Source organism: Magnetococcales bacterium, assembly GCA_015228935.1.
Taxonomy (GTDB): Bacteria; Pseudomonadota; Magnetococcia; order Magnetococcales; family DC0425bin3; genus HA3dbin3.
This window is the reverse complement of record JADGCO010000017.1, coordinates 17,328-36,399: the sequence shown is the minus strand read 5'-3', so window position 1 is coordinate 36,399 and position 19,072 is coordinate 17,328. Positions and strand designations below refer to the sequence as shown.

Sequence of the window (19,072 nt, the reverse complement as noted above, 5' to 3'; positions counted from 1 at the left end):
TTATTGTCCATCCGCCACAACCAGAACCGGAACCGGTGGAACACGCGCCAGGAATTGTTGTCCATCCGCCACAAATGGCCAATACCGTCCGCATAGCGACGGACAAACTCGATCAATTGCTGCTGCGAACCGTGGAGTTGATCACCCTGAAGCTGGCCGGTCACCAGCATCTTTCCGAATTGAGACAGCGCGAACAAACCATTGAACTCTGGCATCAGAAATGGGGAGCCGCCAACCCTTTCTGGAGGTCATTGCGCAAGCGGAGCGGAGGATCCACAGAGACAGGCGGCAGGGTGCCCGGGAGTGGTGGCAATTCACAAACAAATCTTCTGGAAATCCAAGAGATTGGAAAATTTCTCGCCTGGAACCAGGAGTATATTCAGACCGAAAACCGGGACATCAAGACCCTGGCCAAAAACATGGACCAGCATCAGCGGATTCTGGATCGGATGGTTGACGAAATGATTGAGATCGTCAAGCAGATGCTCATGCTGCCAAGTGCCACTCTGCTGGATTTGTTTCCGCGCATGGTCCGTGAAATTGCCCATGCCCAGGGAAAGGAGGTCGAACTGCATCTCAGTGGCGGCGATGTGGAAGTGGATCGACGTATTCTGGAGGAGATGAAAGACCCCCTGACCCACATGATTCGTAATGCGATTGATCACGGCATCGAGCAACCATCGGAACGCCTGCGTCGGGCAAAACCTCGGCAAGGAACCGTTCGCCTGGATGTTGTGCAGATTGAAAGCGACAAGATTGAAATCCGGGTCATCGACGATGGGCAGGGAATTCCCCTCTCCCGCATCAAGGAGAGTGCCATTCAAAATGGCCTGCTGGCGCGGGATGATGCACAACGTCTGGCCGATGAGCAAACCATGGAGTTGATTTTTCACTCCGGAATCAGTTCGGCATCGATCATCACCGACCTGTCCGGTCGGGGTTTGGGCATGGCCATTGTCAAGGAGCGGGTGGAAAAACTTGGAGGCAATCTGGAAATGGCCAATCAACCGGGAAAAGGTCTGGCCATTCATATCCGGTTGCCCATCTCCCTGGCCACGTTCCGGGGGGTATTGATTCGTTCGGGACGACACCTGTTCGTCATTCCCAGCACCCAAGTGGATCTGGTCATGCGCATCACCCGTGACGAAATCAAAATGCTGGAAAATCGGGCAACCATCTCCTGCAAAGGAATCCCCCTGTCCCTGGTCGATCTGGACCGGGTTATGGGCAATGCGGTTGCATCTCCCGAAACCGGCAAGGACGATAAAATACTGGTGGCCGTACTCGCCATGGGCGAAAGACGGGTTGGTTTCCGGATTGATGATCTTCTTGGCGAACAGGAAGTCCTGGTCAAAAGCCTGGGCAGCCAACTTCAGCATGTACGGCATCTGACCGGGGCCACCATTCTGGGGTCGGGGCAGGTAGTCCCGATCCTGAATGTGCATGACCTGCTCAACTCCGCTGCCGATGCCCGGAGCAACGTCCTGCCCGTCATGGCCACCGACAACACGGATAAAACCGGATCCACCAGAAAATCCATCCTGGTGGTCGAAGATTCCCTGACTTCCCGAATGTTGCTGAAAAACATTCTGGAAGCCGCCAGCTATACGGTGCAGACCGCTGTGGACGGACTGGATGCCGTCACCATCCTGAAGACATCGGACGTGGATCTGGTCGTCTCCGATGTCGAGATGCCCCGCATGAATGGTTTTGAATTGACTGAAACAATTCGTGCCGATGCCAACCTTGCCTCGCTTCCTGTCATTCTGGTCACCAGCCTTTCCTCCCGCGAGGATCGGGAGCGGGGGGTTGCCGCCGGGGCCAATGCATATATCGTCAAGGGCAATTTTGAACAGGGAAACCTGCTCGAAATCGTGGCAAGATTGGCTTGACCTTCATTTCCTTCAGGATACCGTCTGCAACCGGCCTTCCCTTATTGGCGTACTTTCATGATCCGTGTGTTGATTGTTGATGACTCCCTGACCAGCCGTGAACTGCTGCGCGGTATTCTGGAGACGGACCCGGGCATTGTGATCGCCGGGGTCGCCGCCAACGGCCTGGAAGCCATCTCCATGGTGAAACGCTCCTCACCGAACATTGTCGTCATGGACATCAACATGCCCGGCATGAACGGTTATGAGGCCACCAAACGCATTCTGGAAATTCATCCACTCCCGATTGTCATCTGCAGCGCCGCCTGGCAATCGGAAGAGGCCGTCAACTCATTGCGAGCCATCGATGCCGGGGCCGTGACTGCCCTGCCCAAGCCCCAGGGTCCCGGCTCCCCCAATTTTCAGAAGCTTTCCTCCCGGTTTATCCGTCTGGTCAAGGCCATGGCCGAAGTGCGGGTCATTCGCCGTCGTCCCGAGGTTCGGGATGCTGCACCTGGCAAACCAGTCGGTACGCTCGGTACGCAAGGCCATCACGCATCCCTGCTCCCCATCTCCCTGGCTGCCGAAATATCCAGCCAGGGTACCTGGCATCAGGGCAGTTTTGATATCCTGGCCATGGGTACTTCCACGGGAGGTCCCCCGGTGATCAAAACCATTCTGGGTGGTCTGGATAAAAATTTGACGGTTCCCATTGTCATTGTGCAGCATATTGCCGATGGATTTCTTTCCGCCATGACGGATTGGCTGCAAAACGAATTGACCCGTCCGGTACGCATTGCTGCGGACGGGGACATTCTGGAGCCTGGGGTGGTATACTTTGCCCCGGATCAACACCACATCTCAATTCAGGGCGGTGTCGTGGTCCTGGATGGACTGACCCCCCCCAAATACGGGCTGCGACCTTCGGTTTCCCATTTGTTTCGTTCTCTTGCCACATCTTATCGGCAGCGGGCCGTGGGTGTTCTTCTGACCGGTATGGGAAAAGACGGTGCCGATACCCTGAAACTGATGCGTGACCAGGGTGCCCTGACCATTGCCCAGGACCAGGAGAGTTCCCTGGTGTTTGGCATGCCGGGGGAAGCTGTCAAGATCGGTGCTGCCCGCCTGGTCCTCCCTCCGGAACAGATCATTACCACCCTCAACGCCCTGCTGACACCCAAAAGATGACCAAATATGCCTGAAAATTTTCTGAAGCACACCCCGCCGACACCCCGTGAGTAACCAGACATGCCTGGAAATATCCTGATTGTCGAAGACAGCCTGACCCAGGCCCTGCGTCTCGAATATCTCCTGGCAACCGATAACCATGTGATTCGCCGGGCCGGCAATGGCCAACAGGCCCTGCACATGCTGCTGGAAAACCCCGGCAATCTGGTGATCAGCGACATCACCATGCCGGTCATGGATGGCTTTCAACTGTGTGAGGCCATCAAAAAAAATCCTGACCTGCAACATGTTCCTGTTTTGTTGTTGACCAACCTGGCCGACCCGAACGATGTCATGCGCGGTCTGGACGCCTGGGCCGATGGGTACGTCACCAAACCTTACGATGATCAATTTCTTTTGGAGCGGGTACGGTATTTTCTCGATTTTCCGGAAGTCAACCGGATTCGTGATTATCAGGCTGCTCCGCCGCTGACCATTGATTTTTCCGGCCAGCGCCATGTCGTCACGGCGGACCGGCGACGCATTCTCAATCTGTTTTTGTCCACCTACGAAAATTCTCTCATCCAAAACCGCATGCTGGAAAAGCAGCAGCGGGAACTCAAGGACCTGAACGACAGACTGCTCCATACAGTTGAAATTGCGAAGGAAATGGCTGAAAAGGCCGCCGCTGCCAGCCAGGCCAAGAGCGACTTTCTGGCCAACATGTCCCACGAAATTCGCACCCCCATGAACGGTGTCCTGGGAATGCTGCAACTGCTGGGCAATACCCAACTGACTGCGGAACAACGCCAATACCTGGCAACCGCCAACCGCTCGGCGGAACTGCAACTGACCGTCATCAACGACATACTGGATTATTCAAAAATCGAGGCCGGACATCTGGAACTGGAGGAGATTGAATTTTCTCTCAACCAGACTGTGGCGGATATAGCCGGAATCCAGGAGGATGCGGCCCGCAACAAGGGCCTGGAGTTGATCGTCACCGTGGATCCACAGTTGCCCGGAGCGGTGATCGGAGACCCCACCCGGTTGCGCCAGATTTTGCTCAACCTGAGCAGCAATGCCATTAAATTTACCGAAAAAGGTCAGGTGACCATCCGGGTTGCCCATGAAAAAAGCCCCCTGCCCCCTGAGGGCACGACCATATCGGATCGCATTCTGTTTCAAGTCAAAGATACCGGAATCGGCATTCCCCTGGAACGACAGGCCCACCTGTTCAACTCTTTCATCCAAGTGGACAGTTCGACGACACGCAAACATGGCGGAACCGGTCTGGGTCTGGCCATCTGCAAAAAACTGGTCACCGCCATGGGTGGGGAAATTGAGCTGCACAGCACCCCCGGCCAAGGAAGCACCTTTCAATTTCATCTTCCCCTGCGACCTGGCCAAAGGTCCGAAATTCCGGCATCCCCCACAGGATCATCCACACTCCGGGACAAGCAATCTGCCAAGACCACACGATTGCAGGGACGTATTCTGCTGGTTGAGGACAACATCATCAACCAGGAGGTGGCCAAGGGGTTGCTGACCCGGTTCGGTCTCCAGGTGGAAACGGCCATCCACGGCATCGAGGCCTTGGAAAAACATGCCAAGACCGACTACGATCTGATCTTCATGGATATGCAGATGCCCGAGATGGATGGCCTGGAGGCCACCCGACGCATTCGGCAAAGGGAAGCAGCAACCCATCAATCCCCGATACCCATCATTGCCATGACCGCCAATGCCATGCTCGAAGATCGGGGACAATGCCTCCAGGCCGGCATGAATGATCATCTTTCCAAACCCATCCGGGTGACAACCCTGGAAGAGATGTTGCGCAAATGGCTGCCTGACAAACAAAACGCCCCGGTTTCAGCACCCCATACGAAAATGCACCCAAAAAACCCACCACGTGCCGACGCCGACGCCGACAACGTGCTGGATCAAAATTTCCTGAAACTACTCTATGAATCTCTGAGTATATTTCCTGGACGTGCCGTGGAGGTCATGCGTATTTTCCTGAAGAGCCTTTCCGAACGAACCTGTACCATCCAGAACGGAATTGACACAGCCGATCCAGATATGGTGTATCAGGCAGCCCACTCCCTGAAGTCCCAGTGTGCGCAACTGGGTGCAGTGACACTCGCAGAACTCGTCGGACAATTGGAACGCATGGGAAAAGAAAAAAATCTCGGCAATGCCAAGTCTGTTTTCCAACAAGTACAGACAGAATCCAACAGAGTGGCCAGGGCGGTCGAGGCAGAAGTCCAGAAATCAGGAGGAATCCATGAATAAAAAAACGGCATTGGTGGTGGACGACAGCAGCCTGGCCCGCATGATGATGAAAAACGTATTTGGTCAATCATTTCCCGACTGGAGTATCCTTGAAGCCAAGGATGGACCGGAAGGCGTGGCTCTGGCCAGTGCGCAAACCGTCGATCTGGCCCTGATTGATTTCAACATGCCCGGCATGAACGGTATTGATCTGGCAATCAAATTGCAGGACCTGGACAAGAACATGCGGATATACCTGGTCACGGCCAACGTCCAGGAAAAAATGCGGCAACGTGCCGACATGATCCACGTCGGTTTCATCATGAAACCGATCAACAAGGACAAACTTGCCCAGGCCATGGCGGGCATTGGCCTGCATCAATGAGAATCCAGAGAAATACCCAAACGACTGGCACACTGGGCCAGCTCGGTGGCTGCCCCTTCAAAATCATAGTGTTCGACCATTTCCGCAATTTTTCCGACCCGATCGGCCAACTCCCCGGACATGGGCAAACCCTGCAAAGTTGCCAAGGTGTTTTCGACGGCGGCATCAAAGAAAGCCAATTGCCGTGCTGCTTCACGGCAGAGCATGTCCCGTTGCTCCAGGATCAAGTCCGTCATCTCACCCGCCTGAGCGACTGAACGATTCCCTGCGGATTGTGTTTTGGGCAGGGACTGATCGATGGTGGTACAGACCCGGTCGAGTTCTGCCTCGACCTTGGTCAGCACCTGCTCCATATCGATGGCGGTGTCACCGTTCTTGATGGCGGACTCCAGGATTTCAGCCTGCCTCTGCAAGGCCTCGGCACCGATGGTGGCCGCAACGCCTTTCAGAGTGTGAGCCAGCCGCTCTGTGGTTGGCATGTCCTGGTTTGCCATGGAAGAGCGAATGGCACCCCCGACCCGGCCCTGGTTGATACGAAATTTGGCAAGCAGAGCCAGATAGGCTTTGACGTTGCCTCCCATCCGCTTGAGTCCGGCCCGGGTATCGATGCCAGGAACGTTCGGCAACCCTTCCGACATATTTGGTGGCCCGGAAGAGAGCAACGGCCTTGCGTGTTCGACGTGCAGGGAAGAAGATTGTTCTTTGGTTTCCGGGTGCAGTGGCAGAGGTTTTGGAACAGCGGGTTTGATCCACCGGGCAATGGTGGCGAACATCTTTCCTGGATCCACCGGCTTGGCAATATGATCCTGCATGCCGGCCTCCATGCACAAGTCACGATCGCCGGACATGGCGTTGGCGGTCATGGCCAGAATGGGCAGAGTGGCAAACTGCGGATCCTGGCGAATCTCACGCGCTGCTCTCAGACCGTCCATGACCGGCATTTGCACGTCCATGAGTACGCCATCAAAGGATTCCTGACGCACCCGATCCACGGCCTGTTTGCCATTTTCCACCACGACGACGGTCATATTGGCCTGTTCGAGAAGTTCGCGGGCCACCTGTTGATTGATTTCGTTGTCCTCAGCCAGCAGGATTTTGGCCCCGGAAAGCGCACTCCAGAATTCCCGTCCTTCACCCGCAGGAGCAACATCTTTTCTTCCTTCCGGTTTGCTCTTGCCAAAAGCGTCCATGATGGCTTCAAAAAGCAGACTCTGGTTGATGGGTTTGACCAGGAAACCATCCACCTCCGCTTCCTGCATGGCCCGTTTGACCACGCTCTCCTCGCCATACGCCGTGGCCATGATGATCACCGGTTGTTTGTGTACCCCCAACTCGTGACGTATCTTGGCGATGGTGGTGATGCCATCCATTTCCGGCATCATGTAGTCCATGATGACCAGTTCGAAAGGTTCACCGACCATTTCGGCCTCTTGCACGGCGACCATGGCATCTTTGCCATGGACGGCCCTGGTCACCTTGAATGTGAAAGAGGTCAGATAATCTGCCATGATGTTGCGGGCACTTTCATTGTCATCGACGGCCAGAACCTTCATGCCGCGCAGATCGGTGGTGGGAATGAGCGTCTTTTCCATGGAGCGGTTGCCGATACCCAGGCGCACGTCGAAAAAGAAGCGAGAACCGGATCCCGGTTCACTTTCCACCCGAATACTGCCGTTCATCATTTCAATCAAACGCTTGGAGATTGCCAGGCCGAGACCGGTACCACCAAACTTGCGGGTTGTGGAGGTATCTGCCTGACTGAAGGCCTGAAACAGCTTGCCGATCTGCTCCCGGGTCATGCCAATGCCGCTGTCCCGAATGGTAAACTGGAGCCGGACAAAATCCTCGCCGCGTTCAATGATTTCGGTGGTAATGGCAACTTCGCCCTGCTCTGTAAATTTGATGGCATTGTTGGTCAGGTTGATCAGAATCTGCCCCAGCCGTAACGGATCCCCCAACAGGCTCGGCGGAATGTCCACGGCGGTCTCCATGAGAAATTCCAGATGTTTCTCCTGTGCTTTCAGGGAGATCATGGAGGCCAGATTGCCCAACACCTCTTCCAGGGTAAAGTCGATGCATTCCATATCGAGACGACCGGCCTCGATCTTGGAAAAATCCAGAATGTCGTTGATGATCCGCAGCAACGAGGTGGCTGAATTGTGGACTTTGCGAATATAATCTTTTTGCCTGGTACTCAGGGGGGTTTGCAGGCACAGGTGGCTCAGGCCGATGATGGCATTCATGGGCGTGCGAATTTCATGGCTCATGTTGGCCAGGAAGTCGCTTTTGGCTCGCGCTGCGGCTTCTGCCGCATCCTTGGCGGCATGAATCTGGGTCTCCATCTCCTTGCGGGCGGTGATGTCCCGCACGACGATTTGCAGGGCGGGTTGACCTTCAATGGCCAGGGCATTGAGCAGCACTTCGGCGGGAAATTCACTCGCGTCCTGGATACGTCGATAGACCCACTCATAGGAAACCGATCCTTCGGCGAAGGCCTGATCACGCCACACTTCAGCCAACTTTCTGGAACTCCCTCCTCCTGGTTGAAGCACTGGCCAAAAGTCTTGGATCTGATGTTGCATCAGATCGTCCCGATCGCAGCAACCAAACAGTTCCACGGCTTTTTCATTGCAATCCATGATGCCATCCTTGCCGAGCAGGATGACCCCTTCGCCGGTGGCTTCGAACAGTGTTCTGAATTTTTCTTCCGAGGCGATGACATTTTTTTCATGCAACTTTTGGCGGGTCACATCGCTCGCTGACATGACGAGACTTGCGCCACGTCGTCCGGAATCGGGTGCCGAAGCGATGGCGTACCGCAGCCAATGGACAGAGTCATCCAAGGCCATGAAACGAACTTCCTGGTCCTGAACACTCTTGCCCTCCCGGGCACTCATGTCCAGTACATCCAGAAAAGATTTCAAATCTTCCGGGTACAGCAGGCGGGAGATATGTCGGCCCATGAGCTGTTTCGGGTCATAACCGAGGAGCGTGGTGATGCTGGGGGTGACAAAGCTGATCACCCCCTCCCGACGCAGGGTGAAGATGATGTCACGGGTATTTTCCAGGATACTGCGCAGTTTGGTTTCATTCCTCTGCAACTCGTGACTGACCTGGCGCAGCTCTATCTCCATCTCTTTTTGCCGGGTAATGTCGGTACGGATGGAGAGGTAGCGGGTGGGTCTCCCGGAATTGCCGATGCAGGGCACGATGGTGGCGCTGACCCAGTAGGAACGGCCATCCTTGGTGCGATTCTTGACTTCACCATGCCATACCCTGCCAGAGGCGATTGTATCCCAGAGTTCCTGATAAAATTCCGGGGTGTGGTGGTCGGATTTGACGATGCGGTGGTTGTTGCCCAACAACTCTTCCCGGGCATAACCCGAAATGCGCACAAACTGATCGTTTACATAGGTAATGAGACCCTTTTCATTCGCCGCAGAAACGATGGCATGATGATCCATCGCGTCAGCCAGTTGGCTCAAGGGACGTATCACGGTGTGCGCAATCAACCACAGGGCAGGAATCCCTGCCCCCAACAGAATACCTACCCAGGTCAGGTAAGACCTGTTGAGCGGCACCAACAAACCTTCACTGAACCCAACCAGCAGTGACAACCCCAACGCCAACAGGGTGAACAGGCCAACCAGTTTCAGAGCAGGTTTGTTTGCCAACAGACTCCCCATGATTGTTGTCTATCTGAAGGGTTTCTCGACTATTTCACGCCCTGTTCATTCAAAAAGTGACCTAAATGTCTGTCTTGTCCCTGGATGTGGACCACAAGCCAATCACGCAGCGATTTTTCGATTTCATCCTTCAGATTCATGGCCAACCCGGAGTCCAGATTCCGTTTGAAACGGGTGGCGGTATCGATCAATCTTTCATGTTCTTTTTTGTGCTCCACAAACCCGGGATAGTCGAACCGGCGCATGTACTCCTCTTCCCGGTTGAAATGGAAGACCACATACCGGGTCAACTCTTCCAGAACATCTCCCAATATCTGCCCTGGTTGCGGAGAGAGGGCTGCACCGAAGAGACGGTTGATCATTTTGATCAATTTTTTATGATCTTCATCCACGTCGGCGATGCCGACACTCAGATTTGGCTTCCAGGTAATGACAGAGACGGCACCCACAGTTGACTCTCCCATGCTGTATTCAGGTATGATTGCGTGGATCACGGTCGCGCCGGAATTTTCCGTGCCCATGCCGACAATACTACATTTTTTTGCATACAGGTCAATCACGCGATCATAAAGATCAAGTCAACAATGCTGCCAGAAGGATACCGATTCCCATATAAATGGCGGCATCAATGGTGGCCACGCCGATATTGCGTTGTTCATCAATCTCTTCGACCATATTGATGCCTGCCAGGATGGTCATGCGGGCCAGGCGGGCCAAAACCGGGAGAGTCACGAGCAAAAGCATGGCCACGCCACCCCATGCCAGGACCCGGACCCATAACAAATCCGTTGCGTAGGGGACCAGACCGGAGGCGGCGGTGACAGCCAGGGCAATGCCGAGGCGGTGCCCCATGAAGCAGATTGCCGAGGCTGTATTGCCCTCTTGCAGGAGTTTTTCCAGAGGGGTGCCCACATGCAGACGCGCCACGATCCACAGGCGCAAAACCGTGGCCAGGGAGAGGATGATCTGGGAGACCAGGTAGCCGGCCAGGACGGCCAACAGACCGGCCAGGGAGTTGCTGTCCACCCAGGTCATGACGGCCCGGACGATGATGGCGGTGGCCAGGGAGTTGCCGGCGTCGGCGAGGGCAGCGGCGATGTTGCCGCGCATGATTTCGGCACCGATCACAATGCCTGGCAGGGTCAGGCGGTCGAATATGAAACGGGCCATGGCCAACAGCAGGACACCCAGGCAACCATAGGCTCCCACCAGGATCACTTCATCCATGAGGGAAATTCCCGCTTCACCGGTCACGGCTCCTGACATCATGATAGCTACGGCTCCGACGGCGGCGGCCAGTGAGATGCCAAAAGCCGGATTATCCCGACTGGCCAGCTCTTCCCGACTGTTGACGTGCCCGATCACTCCGGCCAGAAAACGCAAGGCGGCCATCAACGCCACGGCCACGATCAGGTCCACGCCGGCGGCACTCCAGTGTTCCGGATTCCAATGCAGCAAATCCCATAGTGTCCAATCGTCTGGCAATCCATTCATTTCCGTAGCCCTATCATGAGACATCTGTTCCGGGTAACCCTCTTATCCCCCACCACGCCAACCACACGCAACCACAGTACACCGTGCAATCGTTGCATCAGGCAACCCTCTCGCTGCATCACCAGCCAGATCCCGCCCGCGCTGGCATTCCATGCGACAACAAGTCCGACGCAGAGATCATGCCCACCGTGAGGGCAACGCCATGCCATCGGACCCAGGATTCGGAGCCATGTCACTTGCCGCCACGTATCCCTCCGGAAGAAGTGCTGCGACGATGACTGGATGAAAAGAACCCCCCGCCGGATCCGGAGGAGGAAGATCCGGAAGAGGTTGATTTTGCAGGTGACGGGGAACTTTTGGCCTCGGATCCCGCACCGAAACTGGAGGCACGCCGGGTTGTCGAGCTTTCCGTACTCTGACCGCTTGCGGAAGCCTTGGCCTGTCCTGTCTGATTATTGCCGTAGGTGCTGGCCCGACGTTTATCCACAGACCCTGAAGCAGACTTCTGGGACTCTCCGGCGTCATCATGTTTTCTGGCCGTCGTTTTTCCCGATGTGGAGTCCCCTCCCCCCCATGAACTTCCGGAGGAACGCTGCCTGTTGGGACTCCGTTCCCATTCATCGAAGCGATACGCACGATTGTTGTCGAGGATTCGGAACAGGGCATAGGCGTCCAGCCAATTCCAGACCCGGTTGCCGGAACCATCCTGCCGCCATTCGCCATAGGCGGAGTTGCCCACCAGGGCGGATCCAGGCGTGGCTTTGGTCTCTTTTTCATCGGCCTTGGCAACCGGTGTGGGCAATTTGCTGAGTTTGCCCTTGGAGAGATCCGCGACAATGTTGATCGTCTCCACCAGGGAGGCATCGTAGGCCTCGGGTTGGACTTCGGTGCGCAGGTGATTCACTGCCGGGCGCAACCAGGCTGCGGTCGGATCCTTGGCCAGCGTGGCCCGCAGGGAAGCCAATTCCTGCTCCATGCGGGTGATGCGCGGACTTTGGGGGGTTGCTTCCTGTCCCAGTTGGGTCAGAAGTGGCACCAGGTCACTGCGCTCTGTCTTGACGATATCGACATAGGCGGTCAGGATGCCGGCATTGCGCACGGCGGCCTCGCCCAACCCTTTGCGCAGTTGGGCAATCCCCTGCTCCACGCCCAGCATATCCTTCTGCAACTGTTCCGCCGCATTGTTGCCACTGCTGCACCCCATCAACAGAATCAGGCATCCCCACAGAATCCCGGCCCGAAACAATTGAAAAACAGGGAAGTAACGATGATGCAAGCCAGGAATACCCTGAATACCATCAGAAATATGTGCCATATACCCTCAGCAATGCGGATTGCCCCTGTACCACTCTTCCGGAATGATCACCAGGAACCTGACCTCAACCCAAGCCAAAGTCTGACTTGTTCCCGGGAAATCGTGCCGCCGTCTCCGTTCCTGTTTTCGATCATCAACTTTTTTTCCCGGATTCGTCCAGAAAAAAAACAATTTCCACCTCACCTGTCGTTCATGACATCACGGGCTTGCAAAACCAGCAACCCTTTTTCCCCGGGTGTATCCAGAGAAAAACCGTTTTCCACTTGATATACTGGATGATAGTGTTGTTTCAGCCACGCAAGGAGTCTCACGCCATAGCCATCGGAACTGCCCAGGAAAGGGTAGCCATAATCCGGGGTGGGACGCGACCAGAACAGCACATAACGGGGTTTTTCCCGTTGAATTTCCTGGATAATATTATTTTCTCCGAGCCTGAAGAAATCCGGGGGCAAGAAAAGGTGGACCCGGGTCGGATTGGCGACCCGATACAGAAAATTGAACATCAAGCCTTCTGGAATAACCAGCAACGTATCGTCGGCCTGCAATTGTTGCCTGGCCCAGGGCGCAACATGTTCATGCACCCAAGAGTTGAGACTGATGGCAGGCGGCAGCGACAACAAACGATTATTTCCCGTCCCAATCGTATGGTTCATACGCTGATAATTTTCCTGGGAGTGCTGCCAGACCCCCTGGATAATCAAGAGGATGAAAGCTGCATGGATTGCCAGAAACCTCCTGGCACCAACCGTTTTTCCCCGCAATACCAGCCATTTGGGCACCACGCCGGTCAGCAGGCCGATGATGCCAAGAAAAGCGGGGGTCAGCAACACAAAGCCATAACTCAAAAATGAGGCAGTCAGCAGGATGCGTATCAGCAGGAGGCAGGAAAACACGCTCCAAATACTCAAAAAAATATAGGGTTCCACGTCTGCCATCTGCATGTTGAACCCTTGCTGTCCATAGGTTGCCATGCCTGAAGTCAAGATCAGGATCAGACAGGCAAGCACCATGAATCCTCGCGGCATCAGGAACATGCTGACATATTCCTGGTCATCCTGCATGAGGGCGACGAGCAACGGCATCCAACAGGCCATCAACGTCAGCCAAGCCACCCATGCAGGTCGATTTTGACGACCAAAAACCCAATATGCCACCGCAAACAGCCCAAGCTCCGCAAAGGCCACGAGCATATTGGACAGCAGGTTTTCCAGAGGGTGGTCCAAACCGGACATGACGCTTTGGAACTGGGTCTGAGACAGGTAACCGGAAAATATCGCCACCCAGGAACCCCCAACCGCACGCAACGCCTGCCCAGGTGGCAAAACGGTGAAAAAATAGCCCAGGAAAACCAGGAGTGGCAGCAAGGCAGTCAACAACAAACCAACCCCATGTCGCCGGCAAAGATTCCAGTGCTGCGGATAGTGTTGCCTGACATGGAAAGCGAACAGACCGACTGCCGGAAGCAAGGCAATAAAAAATTCGGGTTTGGTCAAAAAATTGATGCCCACAAACGTGGCAGCCAGATACAAACCAACTGGATTTGGCCGCCGAATAAAATGCATGAGTGCTGTCAGCGCCACCAGGGCACTGATAAAACCATGGGTGGCGGCATGGCTGTAGGGAGCGATAAAGTTGAAACTGCCCGCGTGATCATGAACGCGGGGAAAGACGCCAGTCACCATGAAAGCCAGAGTGGCAAGAACTCCCGGCAACCAACCCAGCCAGGAGCCGAAGAGGTACAGGATCATTCCCGTCGCCGAGGCGGCCAGGATCAGGTTGATCCCAAACAAGGAATTCACCGTTTCCCCGGCCACCGCCATGATCAGGGCATTGAAATAATCGGAAAACGGGCCATAAATTTGATACAAATCCCTTTGCAACATCTTGCCATGCAAAATTTGCCAGGGATAATAGAGTTCCCGGCCAAAATCCATGATCGGATCGGCCCAGCGCAACCAGGAAGTGGCGGCCAGAGAAACAAAAACCAGACCCAGAAGCAATACGCTGACCGCCATCCCCACTGGCCCGGACCACCGGTAACCCTTGCCTGTTGCCCTGCCGGCAAATTTTCGTAATAAATTCGTTGCCATGTCGTTATCATGCACAACAATCGACTTTTCCACCACTCTGTCACGGACTTTGTTTAATAAATTTCTTTTCCTCAAGCGCATCCATGATTTCTATTGCCAGGCTGTCCATGACCAGAACAACAGCCCTTTCATACACTTTGTACTCATCGATATCTTTAATAAAACCTTTCTTTCCATGTGCAATTTCGTTTCTCATATGCACGAGCGCATCAACTGTTTTGCACCGATCTTCCGCTATTGGAACTAATATGTTTATTTTTTTAATATTTTCTCGAAATATTCTTATCTTCAAATTGCTCGCTGTCTCTAATTTGCTTTCAAATATTGCGGCATCATTCATGGCTCCAGGAAAATTCGAGCTGAGATCAAATATTTTTTCCAGACTTGAATCTTTTTTAAGGATACTAAAATATTTCGACAATGAAAGACAGGCGAGAGAATCCTGAAGCATGAATCTCGGAAGATGTTGTTTTTCAATATAATCTAAATAGTAGTCCCACAAAAATTTACAAAACCCTTCAAAATGGGCATACAGCATCAGGATAAGCGACCTTAATATAACTTCTCTACGCACCGGCCCTGTATTGGATGAAATCACAATAGCCTTTAATTCCGTAAGTTCATTAATTCTCCATTCAAGATTATCGAAAATATCATCATGCCATTTATTCATAAACTCACCCAATATCAACACACGAAACCGATTCGCGTGATAAGATAAAACTCAATAACAAAAATATTGAAAAAGCGTCTACCACACATAAAAATTACAAACCATACCATAAAAAAGACATCTACTGACATGATTGAATTGATTCTCTAATTGCAGATATCCTTTCTCTAAAACTTGAAATCTTGCTCGATCCTGGCCCAATATTTCTCTTAAAATCATCGCTCATAAGCTTATTTATTATTGCATTTTTTACAACTTTTTCCTCTATTTTATGTATAAAATCAAGGCACTGAAAAACCCCAACACTGACAGCCTCGTAATATGCGGGAGCAAGAGAACCAATGGGAGAGCCATTTCTATACCTTACGAAAGAATCCTGCCCCATTAATTTATCAAGATAAGTAAATACACTGTAAAAATCATTTTTTTCTTTATTGTAATTAAAGTCAATATTTCCTTTTAGAACTTTCTCAAGATAACTATCAAGCCATATTCTGACATTTCTGTTGAATAAATAGCCTGCATTTTTTGCAGCAAAAAAACGCAGAACAAGCTCTTCATCAAATCTTTGATCAAAATCTGCTTCTGATACTGTTGCTATGCAATTTTTGAATGCACCAAAGTTAGCACACTCCGTTAAGAAATCATAAAACTCGATCCCTCTGTCACCATACATTCTGACCGAACAATTCCTGACTTCCTGCGGGGTCAAAACAGATCCACCCGTATTCAGCCTCTTAAACATTTCATATCTCAGCAAGGAATTGCTTTGTTTTTTTATAATAACCATTCTGACGTTTGACCTCTTGATTCTTAATTTAAGAACCAGAGGTAAATCATTAAATCCTTTCCCGTTCAAATCCTCAACAATATCGCACCCAACGAGTACAAGAGGTTCTTCCTGTTCAATTTGCCGATGCTCAATAAATTGAATAATCGAGCTTATTCTCTGCAACCCATCAATCAACTCAAGAACACCATCATCGTTCTCGACAACGAAAATTGGAGGAATTGGCAATCCCAGCAAGATGGATTCGACCAGCCTGGATTTTTGTTCGTCAGCCCACCTGAAATACCTTTGATATTCAGGCTGTATGATCAATTCTTTCTGGGAATGGAGACTCAGTATCTCTCCGAAACTCATATCAAGGGTTTCTGTTCTTATTTCCCCTATCTTCTGGTCAATTTTTTCGCTGATTTCAGCCATATAAAATGATTCCTCCCGGGTCGGGAAAGCACTCCGAAATACGATTTGTTAATGATAGACGATTCCGAAATCAATTGTCAAGATCCATGACCATTCATTGCTTCAATTCCATGCCTGCGCCGCAGGTTTATCTTGGCTCGTTCCATTTGCAACTCTCATCACCATGCGGACCAGAATTGTGAATAAAAAAGCCCCTCCAGCCCATATCCCCACACTGACCTGGATTTCGGTACGTGTTGGAACATAACCGGCCACCTCGCCGAGTGGGGTTGGGATAAACCCGGGGACCACCAGGCCAAGTCCTTTTTCCATCCACACGCCGAGGCAGGTCAGGCTGGCAGCAAGAATCAGGATGGAAGGGCGTTGCCGCCAACCCGGCACCAGGAGCAGCAGGGTTGCCAGAAGGATGCCCCCCCAGGCAAGACGAATCCATGCGGTAAAAAAGCTGTTTTGGGTGAAAAAGAGTCCCTGGAGCGTCACCGATTCACCGGTTGGTCGATAAAACTGGACAAACAATTCCGATCCCAGAAAAAACAGATCCACGAGCAATGCCAAAAGCATGATCCGGGTCAATGCTGTTCTGACTGCGGCCAGGTCGGTGCAGAGGGGATATTTTTGCAACCCTTGCAGGAGAAGAATCAGCAAGGCTGAACCGGAAGCCAGGGCCGAGGCCAGGAAATGGGGGGCCAGGATGGCACTGTGCCACAAAGGCCGGGCGGGATTGGCCGCCAACAGGAAGGCGGTCACGGTATGGATGGAAAGTCCCAGGAGAAGCACCAGGCCAATCCATGCCAGAGAAAACCACCCCGGTGTCGATTTTGTCGGCTGCCGGGGGTCTTTTTTGAGTAACCGGACTCCCAAACCAAGGCTGGCCAGGAGATACAAGACCAGGACCACCATGTCCCAGGCCATGATGGAGGCAGGAAAGTTGGGTGTACCCACAAACGGCAAGGCATGCCAGAAACGCCAGGGTTGTCCGAGATCGGCCAGCACAAACATCAGGCTCATGGTCACGGCGGTGACGGCCATGGCTTCGCCGAGGAGAACCACGGCCTGCATCCCTGCATACTGGAACAGGTGGGCCATGATGAGCAACACCACGGCTGCCGCCGCCAGCCCCACCAGGAAGGTAAAATTACCGATATACAATCCCCAGGTAATTTGATCGGACATGCCGGTCACGGCCAGACCATGGCGCACCTGTCGGCCATATCCCCACCCACCCCACACAACCACAAGGGCCAAAAACACCAGCCAGAGGCGCAATCTCCAACCTGATCGGGTCTGCATCATGGCTTGTCCGTAAAATACCAGAAGCGGGGTTCGGTATGCAGATCCTCTTTGAGGCGAAAAACACGCTGCCGGGCCAGGACATGGCGAATGTCGCTGTCGGGATCGAGCAGATTGCCGAAGATGCGGGCACCGGTCGGGCAGGCCTCCTGACAGGCCGGCAGCAATCCCTGCCGGGTTCGCTGGAGGCAGAAGGTACACTTTTCCATCACCCCGACCGGGCGGGGACGATTGCCCAGATAGTGGGTCTGGGAGGTAATCTCTTCTTTGGGCAGCCGGGGCTTGCCCCAGTTGAAATGCCGTGCCCAATAGGGACAGGAGACCGCGCAATAGCGGCAACCGATACACCAGTCATAATCGATGACCACCATGCCATCCGGCTCTTTCCAGGTCGCCCCAACCGGGCAGGCCTGCACACAGGGTGGATTATCGCACTGCTGACACTGGATCGGCAGGTACCACTTGTCCGCCACGGGGACTTTTTCCGGCTGATAGTAGGGATTGGCCGTGGGAAACTCCTGCCGACCGGCATCCATCTCCAGGACCCGAATATTGTGCAGGGTGCCATCGCGACCGCAATTGTTTTCCAGAACGCATGCCGTGACGCAGCGTCGTGTACCCATGCATTTGGACAGATTGAGGGCAAAACCGAATGCCACCTGGGGCATGGGGGGGGTATTCCGGCAGGTAATATCGACCCCCTGTTCCCGTCTGGCCCGACGTTCGATGCGGGCCAGGGCGGCAGCCACCTCATCCGGTTCCATCTGGCGATAATGCTTCTGGAGCAGGGTTGCCAGGGCATCCTGCAAACCCTTGTCCGCATCGACCATGGCCACGGCGCTCCCTCCCCCGGCCAACAGGAGACCGGCCACACCACCCTGCAACAGGCGACGACGTTGGGGATTGGCACTCATACCATTCCCTCCCGGAAACGGGGCGGTGGCGGATCAGGCACGACCGGCTGCCAGGCCGGTTGATGGGCATCATGACAGGTCTGGCAACGCAGGATGGTGCGAGGTCCAAACCAGCTTCCGATGCGCTTGCCATGCACGCCCACCTGCCATTTGGCGACATGGCGGCCATGACAGAGGGCACAACTGCGGTCGGCTGCGTCCCATTCGACCAGCGTCTCACCACCCGCCCGCAGCTTTTCCCGCGCCTCGGAGGCATGACAATCCAGACACCACAGCTCGCCCTTGCCATGCGCAAAAGGCATCAGGTTATGGGGGGCCGTCAAAGGGCGGGGCCGCGTCACCGTATCCAACCAGGCATGACAGGAAACACAATTCGGCTTGGCAACCGGACCCGAACGGATGAATGGGGGGGGATTCTCTTCTCCTGCGACCACCCCTGTCCAGCCCAGGGTCACCAGAACCACCATCCGGGATAAACAAGACCGCCCCACCTGCATGCTCCTGTTGATATCTATAATAATATTCATTATGGAATTGCGCAATCTGTTATATGTCAGAAGCAAACTCAGAGGCTGTCTATTAACCCTCGGATAAAAAAAATTGGAAAAGAAGATTTTATTGGGGCTCCGCCCCAAACCCCGCCAAGAGGAAGGGCACAGCCCTTCCTCCTGGACCTCCATCCCAGTTTTTCATTCGTTTTTTT

Annotated in this window: 14 protein-coding genes; 4 read left to right on the top strand and 10 right to left on the bottom strand. The window is 53.6% G+C overall.

The window, feature by feature from the left end; genetic code table 11:
• The 4 genes from HQL65_06505 to HQL65_06490 all read left to right on the top strand — a co-directional run.
• Positions 1–1,892, top strand: a 1,892-nt coding sequence (locus HQL65_06505) for a response regulator (GenBank protein MBF0135872.1), incomplete at its 5' end; no start/stop codon positions are given.
• Between the two features lie 57 nt (positions 1,893–1,949).
• Positions 1,950–3,059, top strand: coding sequence for a chemotaxis-specific protein-glutamate methyltransferase CheB (cheB, locus tag HQL65_06500; GenBank protein ID MBF0135871.1), 1,110 nt, complete (start codon positions 1,950–1,952; stop codon positions 3,057–3,059).
• Between the two features lie 60 nt (positions 3,060–3,119).
• On the top strand, positions 3,120–5,336 hold the full coding sequence (locus HQL65_06495; protein ID MBF0135870.1) for a response regulator: 2,217 nt from the start codon (positions 3,120–3,122) through the stop codon (positions 5,334–5,336).
• Positions 5,329–5,700 (top strand): response regulator, encoded by a 372-nt coding sequence (locus tag HQL65_06490; protein MBF0135869.1) that lies wholly within the window; start codon positions 5,329–5,331, stop codon positions 5,698–5,700. Before HQL65_06495 ends, HQL65_06490 begins: the two co-directional genes overlap by 8 nt.
• Here the strand turns inward: HQL65_06490 and HQL65_06485 are convergent.
• From HQL65_06485 to HQL65_06440, 10 genes are all read right to left on the bottom strand, one after another.
• Positions 5,694–9,374 carry a PAS domain S-box protein gene (locus HQL65_06485; protein ID MBF0135868.1) on the bottom strand — a complete coding sequence of 1,227 codons (3,681 nt, stop codon included), beginning with the start codon at positions 9,372–9,374 and terminating at the stop codon, positions 5,694–5,696. The two genes, HQL65_06490 and HQL65_06485, sit on opposite strands and share 7 nt — an antisense overlap.
• Before the next feature lie 41 nt (positions 9,375–9,415).
• Positions 9,416–9,850: a hemerythrin family protein gene (locus HQL65_06480; protein MBF0135867.1), complete on the bottom strand. Its 435-nt coding sequence runs from the start codon at positions 9,848–9,850 to the stop codon at positions 9,416–9,418.
• 109 nt (positions 9,851–9,959) lie between these two features.
• On the bottom strand, positions 9,960–10,880 hold the full coding sequence (locus HQL65_06475; GenBank protein ID MBF0135866.1) for a DUF350 domain-containing protein: 921 nt from the start codon (positions 10,878–10,880) through the stop codon (positions 9,960–9,962).
• A gap of 232 nt (positions 10,881–11,112) precedes the next feature.
• Positions 11,113–12,195, bottom strand: a complete 1,083-nt coding sequence (locus HQL65_06470; protein ID MBF0135865.1) for a hypothetical protein — start codon at positions 12,193–12,195, stop codon at positions 11,113–11,115.
• 179 nt (positions 12,196–12,374) lie between these two features.
• Positions 12,375–14,285 carry a hypothetical protein gene (locus HQL65_06465; GenBank protein ID MBF0135864.1) on the bottom strand — a complete coding sequence of 637 codons (1,911 nt, stop codon included), beginning with the start codon at positions 14,283–14,285 and terminating at the stop codon, positions 12,375–12,377.
• A 40-nt stretch (positions 14,286–14,325) separates the two neighbouring features.
• Positions 14,326–14,958, bottom strand: coding sequence for a hypothetical protein (locus HQL65_06460; protein MBF0135863.1), 633 nt, complete (start codon positions 14,956–14,958; stop codon positions 14,326–14,328).
• A gap of 121 nt (positions 14,959–15,079) precedes the next feature.
• Positions 15,080–16,165 carry a DUF262 domain-containing protein gene (locus HQL65_06455; GenBank protein ID MBF0135862.1) on the bottom strand — a complete coding sequence of 362 codons (1,086 nt, stop codon included), beginning with the start codon at positions 16,163–16,165 and terminating at the stop codon, positions 15,080–15,082.
• A gap of 102 nt (positions 16,166–16,267) precedes the next feature.
• Positions 16,268–17,458 carry a polysulfide reductase NrfD gene (gene nrfD, locus HQL65_06450; protein ID MBF0135861.1) on the bottom strand — a complete coding sequence of 397 codons (1,191 nt, stop codon included), beginning with the start codon at positions 17,456–17,458 and terminating at the stop codon, positions 16,268–16,270.
• Positions 17,455–18,369 carry a 4Fe-4S dicluster domain-containing protein gene (locus tag HQL65_06445; protein ID MBF0135860.1) on the bottom strand — a complete coding sequence of 305 codons (915 nt, stop codon included), beginning with the start codon at positions 18,367–18,369 and terminating at the stop codon, positions 17,455–17,457. The genes nrfD and HQL65_06445 overlap by 4 nt, the downstream gene beginning before the upstream one ends.
• Entirely contained in the window at positions 18,366–18,896 is a 531-nt protein-coding gene (locus HQL65_06440; GenBank protein ID MBF0135859.1) for a hypothetical protein, read from the bottom strand. Before HQL65_06440 ends, HQL65_06445 begins: the two co-directional genes overlap by 4 nt.
• Between the last annotated feature and the right edge of the window lie 176 nt (positions 18,897–19,072).

Bases quoted from the DNA above. Each gene is read 5' to 3' on its own strand.
- HQL65_06490 (MBF0135869.1), top strand. From the start codon at position 5,329: ATGAATAAAAAAACGGCATTGGTGGTGGACGACAGCAGCCTGGCCCGC.
- cheB (MBF0135871.1), top strand. From the start codon at position 1,950: ATGATCCGTGTGTTGATTGTTGATGACTCCCTGACCAGCCGTGAACTG.
- HQL65_06460 (MBF0135863.1), bottom strand. From the start codon at position 14,958: ATGAATAAATGGCATGATGATATTTTCGATAATCTTGAATGGAGAATT.
- HQL65_06480 (MBF0135867.1), bottom strand. From the start codon at position 9,850: ATGGGAGAGTCAACTGTGGGTGCCGTCTCTGTCATTACCTGGAAGCCA.
- nrfD (MBF0135861.1), bottom strand. From the start codon at position 17,458: ATGATGCAGACCCGATCAGGTTGGAGATTGCGCCTCTGGCTGGTGTTT.
- HQL65_06455 (MBF0135862.1), bottom strand. From the start codon at position 16,165: ATGGCTGAAATCAGCGAAAAAATTGACCAGAAGATAGGGGAAATAAGA.
- HQL65_06465 (MBF0135864.1), bottom strand. From the start codon at position 14,285: ATGGCAACGAATTTATTACGAAAATTTGCCGGCAGGGCAACAGGCAAG.
- HQL65_06495 (MBF0135870.1), top strand. From the start codon at position 3,120: ATGCCTGGAAATATCCTGATTGTCGAAGACAGCCTGACCCAGGCCCTG.
- HQL65_06445 (MBF0135860.1), bottom strand. From the start codon at position 18,369: ATGAGTGCCAATCCCCAACGTCGTCGCCTGTTGCAGGGTGGTGTGGCC.
- HQL65_06440 (MBF0135859.1), bottom strand. From the start codon at position 18,896: ATGAATATTATTATAGATATCAACAGGAGCATGCAGGTGGGGCGGTCT.
- HQL65_06470 (MBF0135865.1), bottom strand. From the start codon at position 12,195: ATGGCACATATTTCTGATGGTATTCAGGGTATTCCTGGCTTGCATCAT.
- HQL65_06475 (MBF0135866.1), bottom strand. From the start codon at position 10,880: ATGAATGGATTGCCAGACGATTGGACACTATGGGATTTGCTGCATTGG.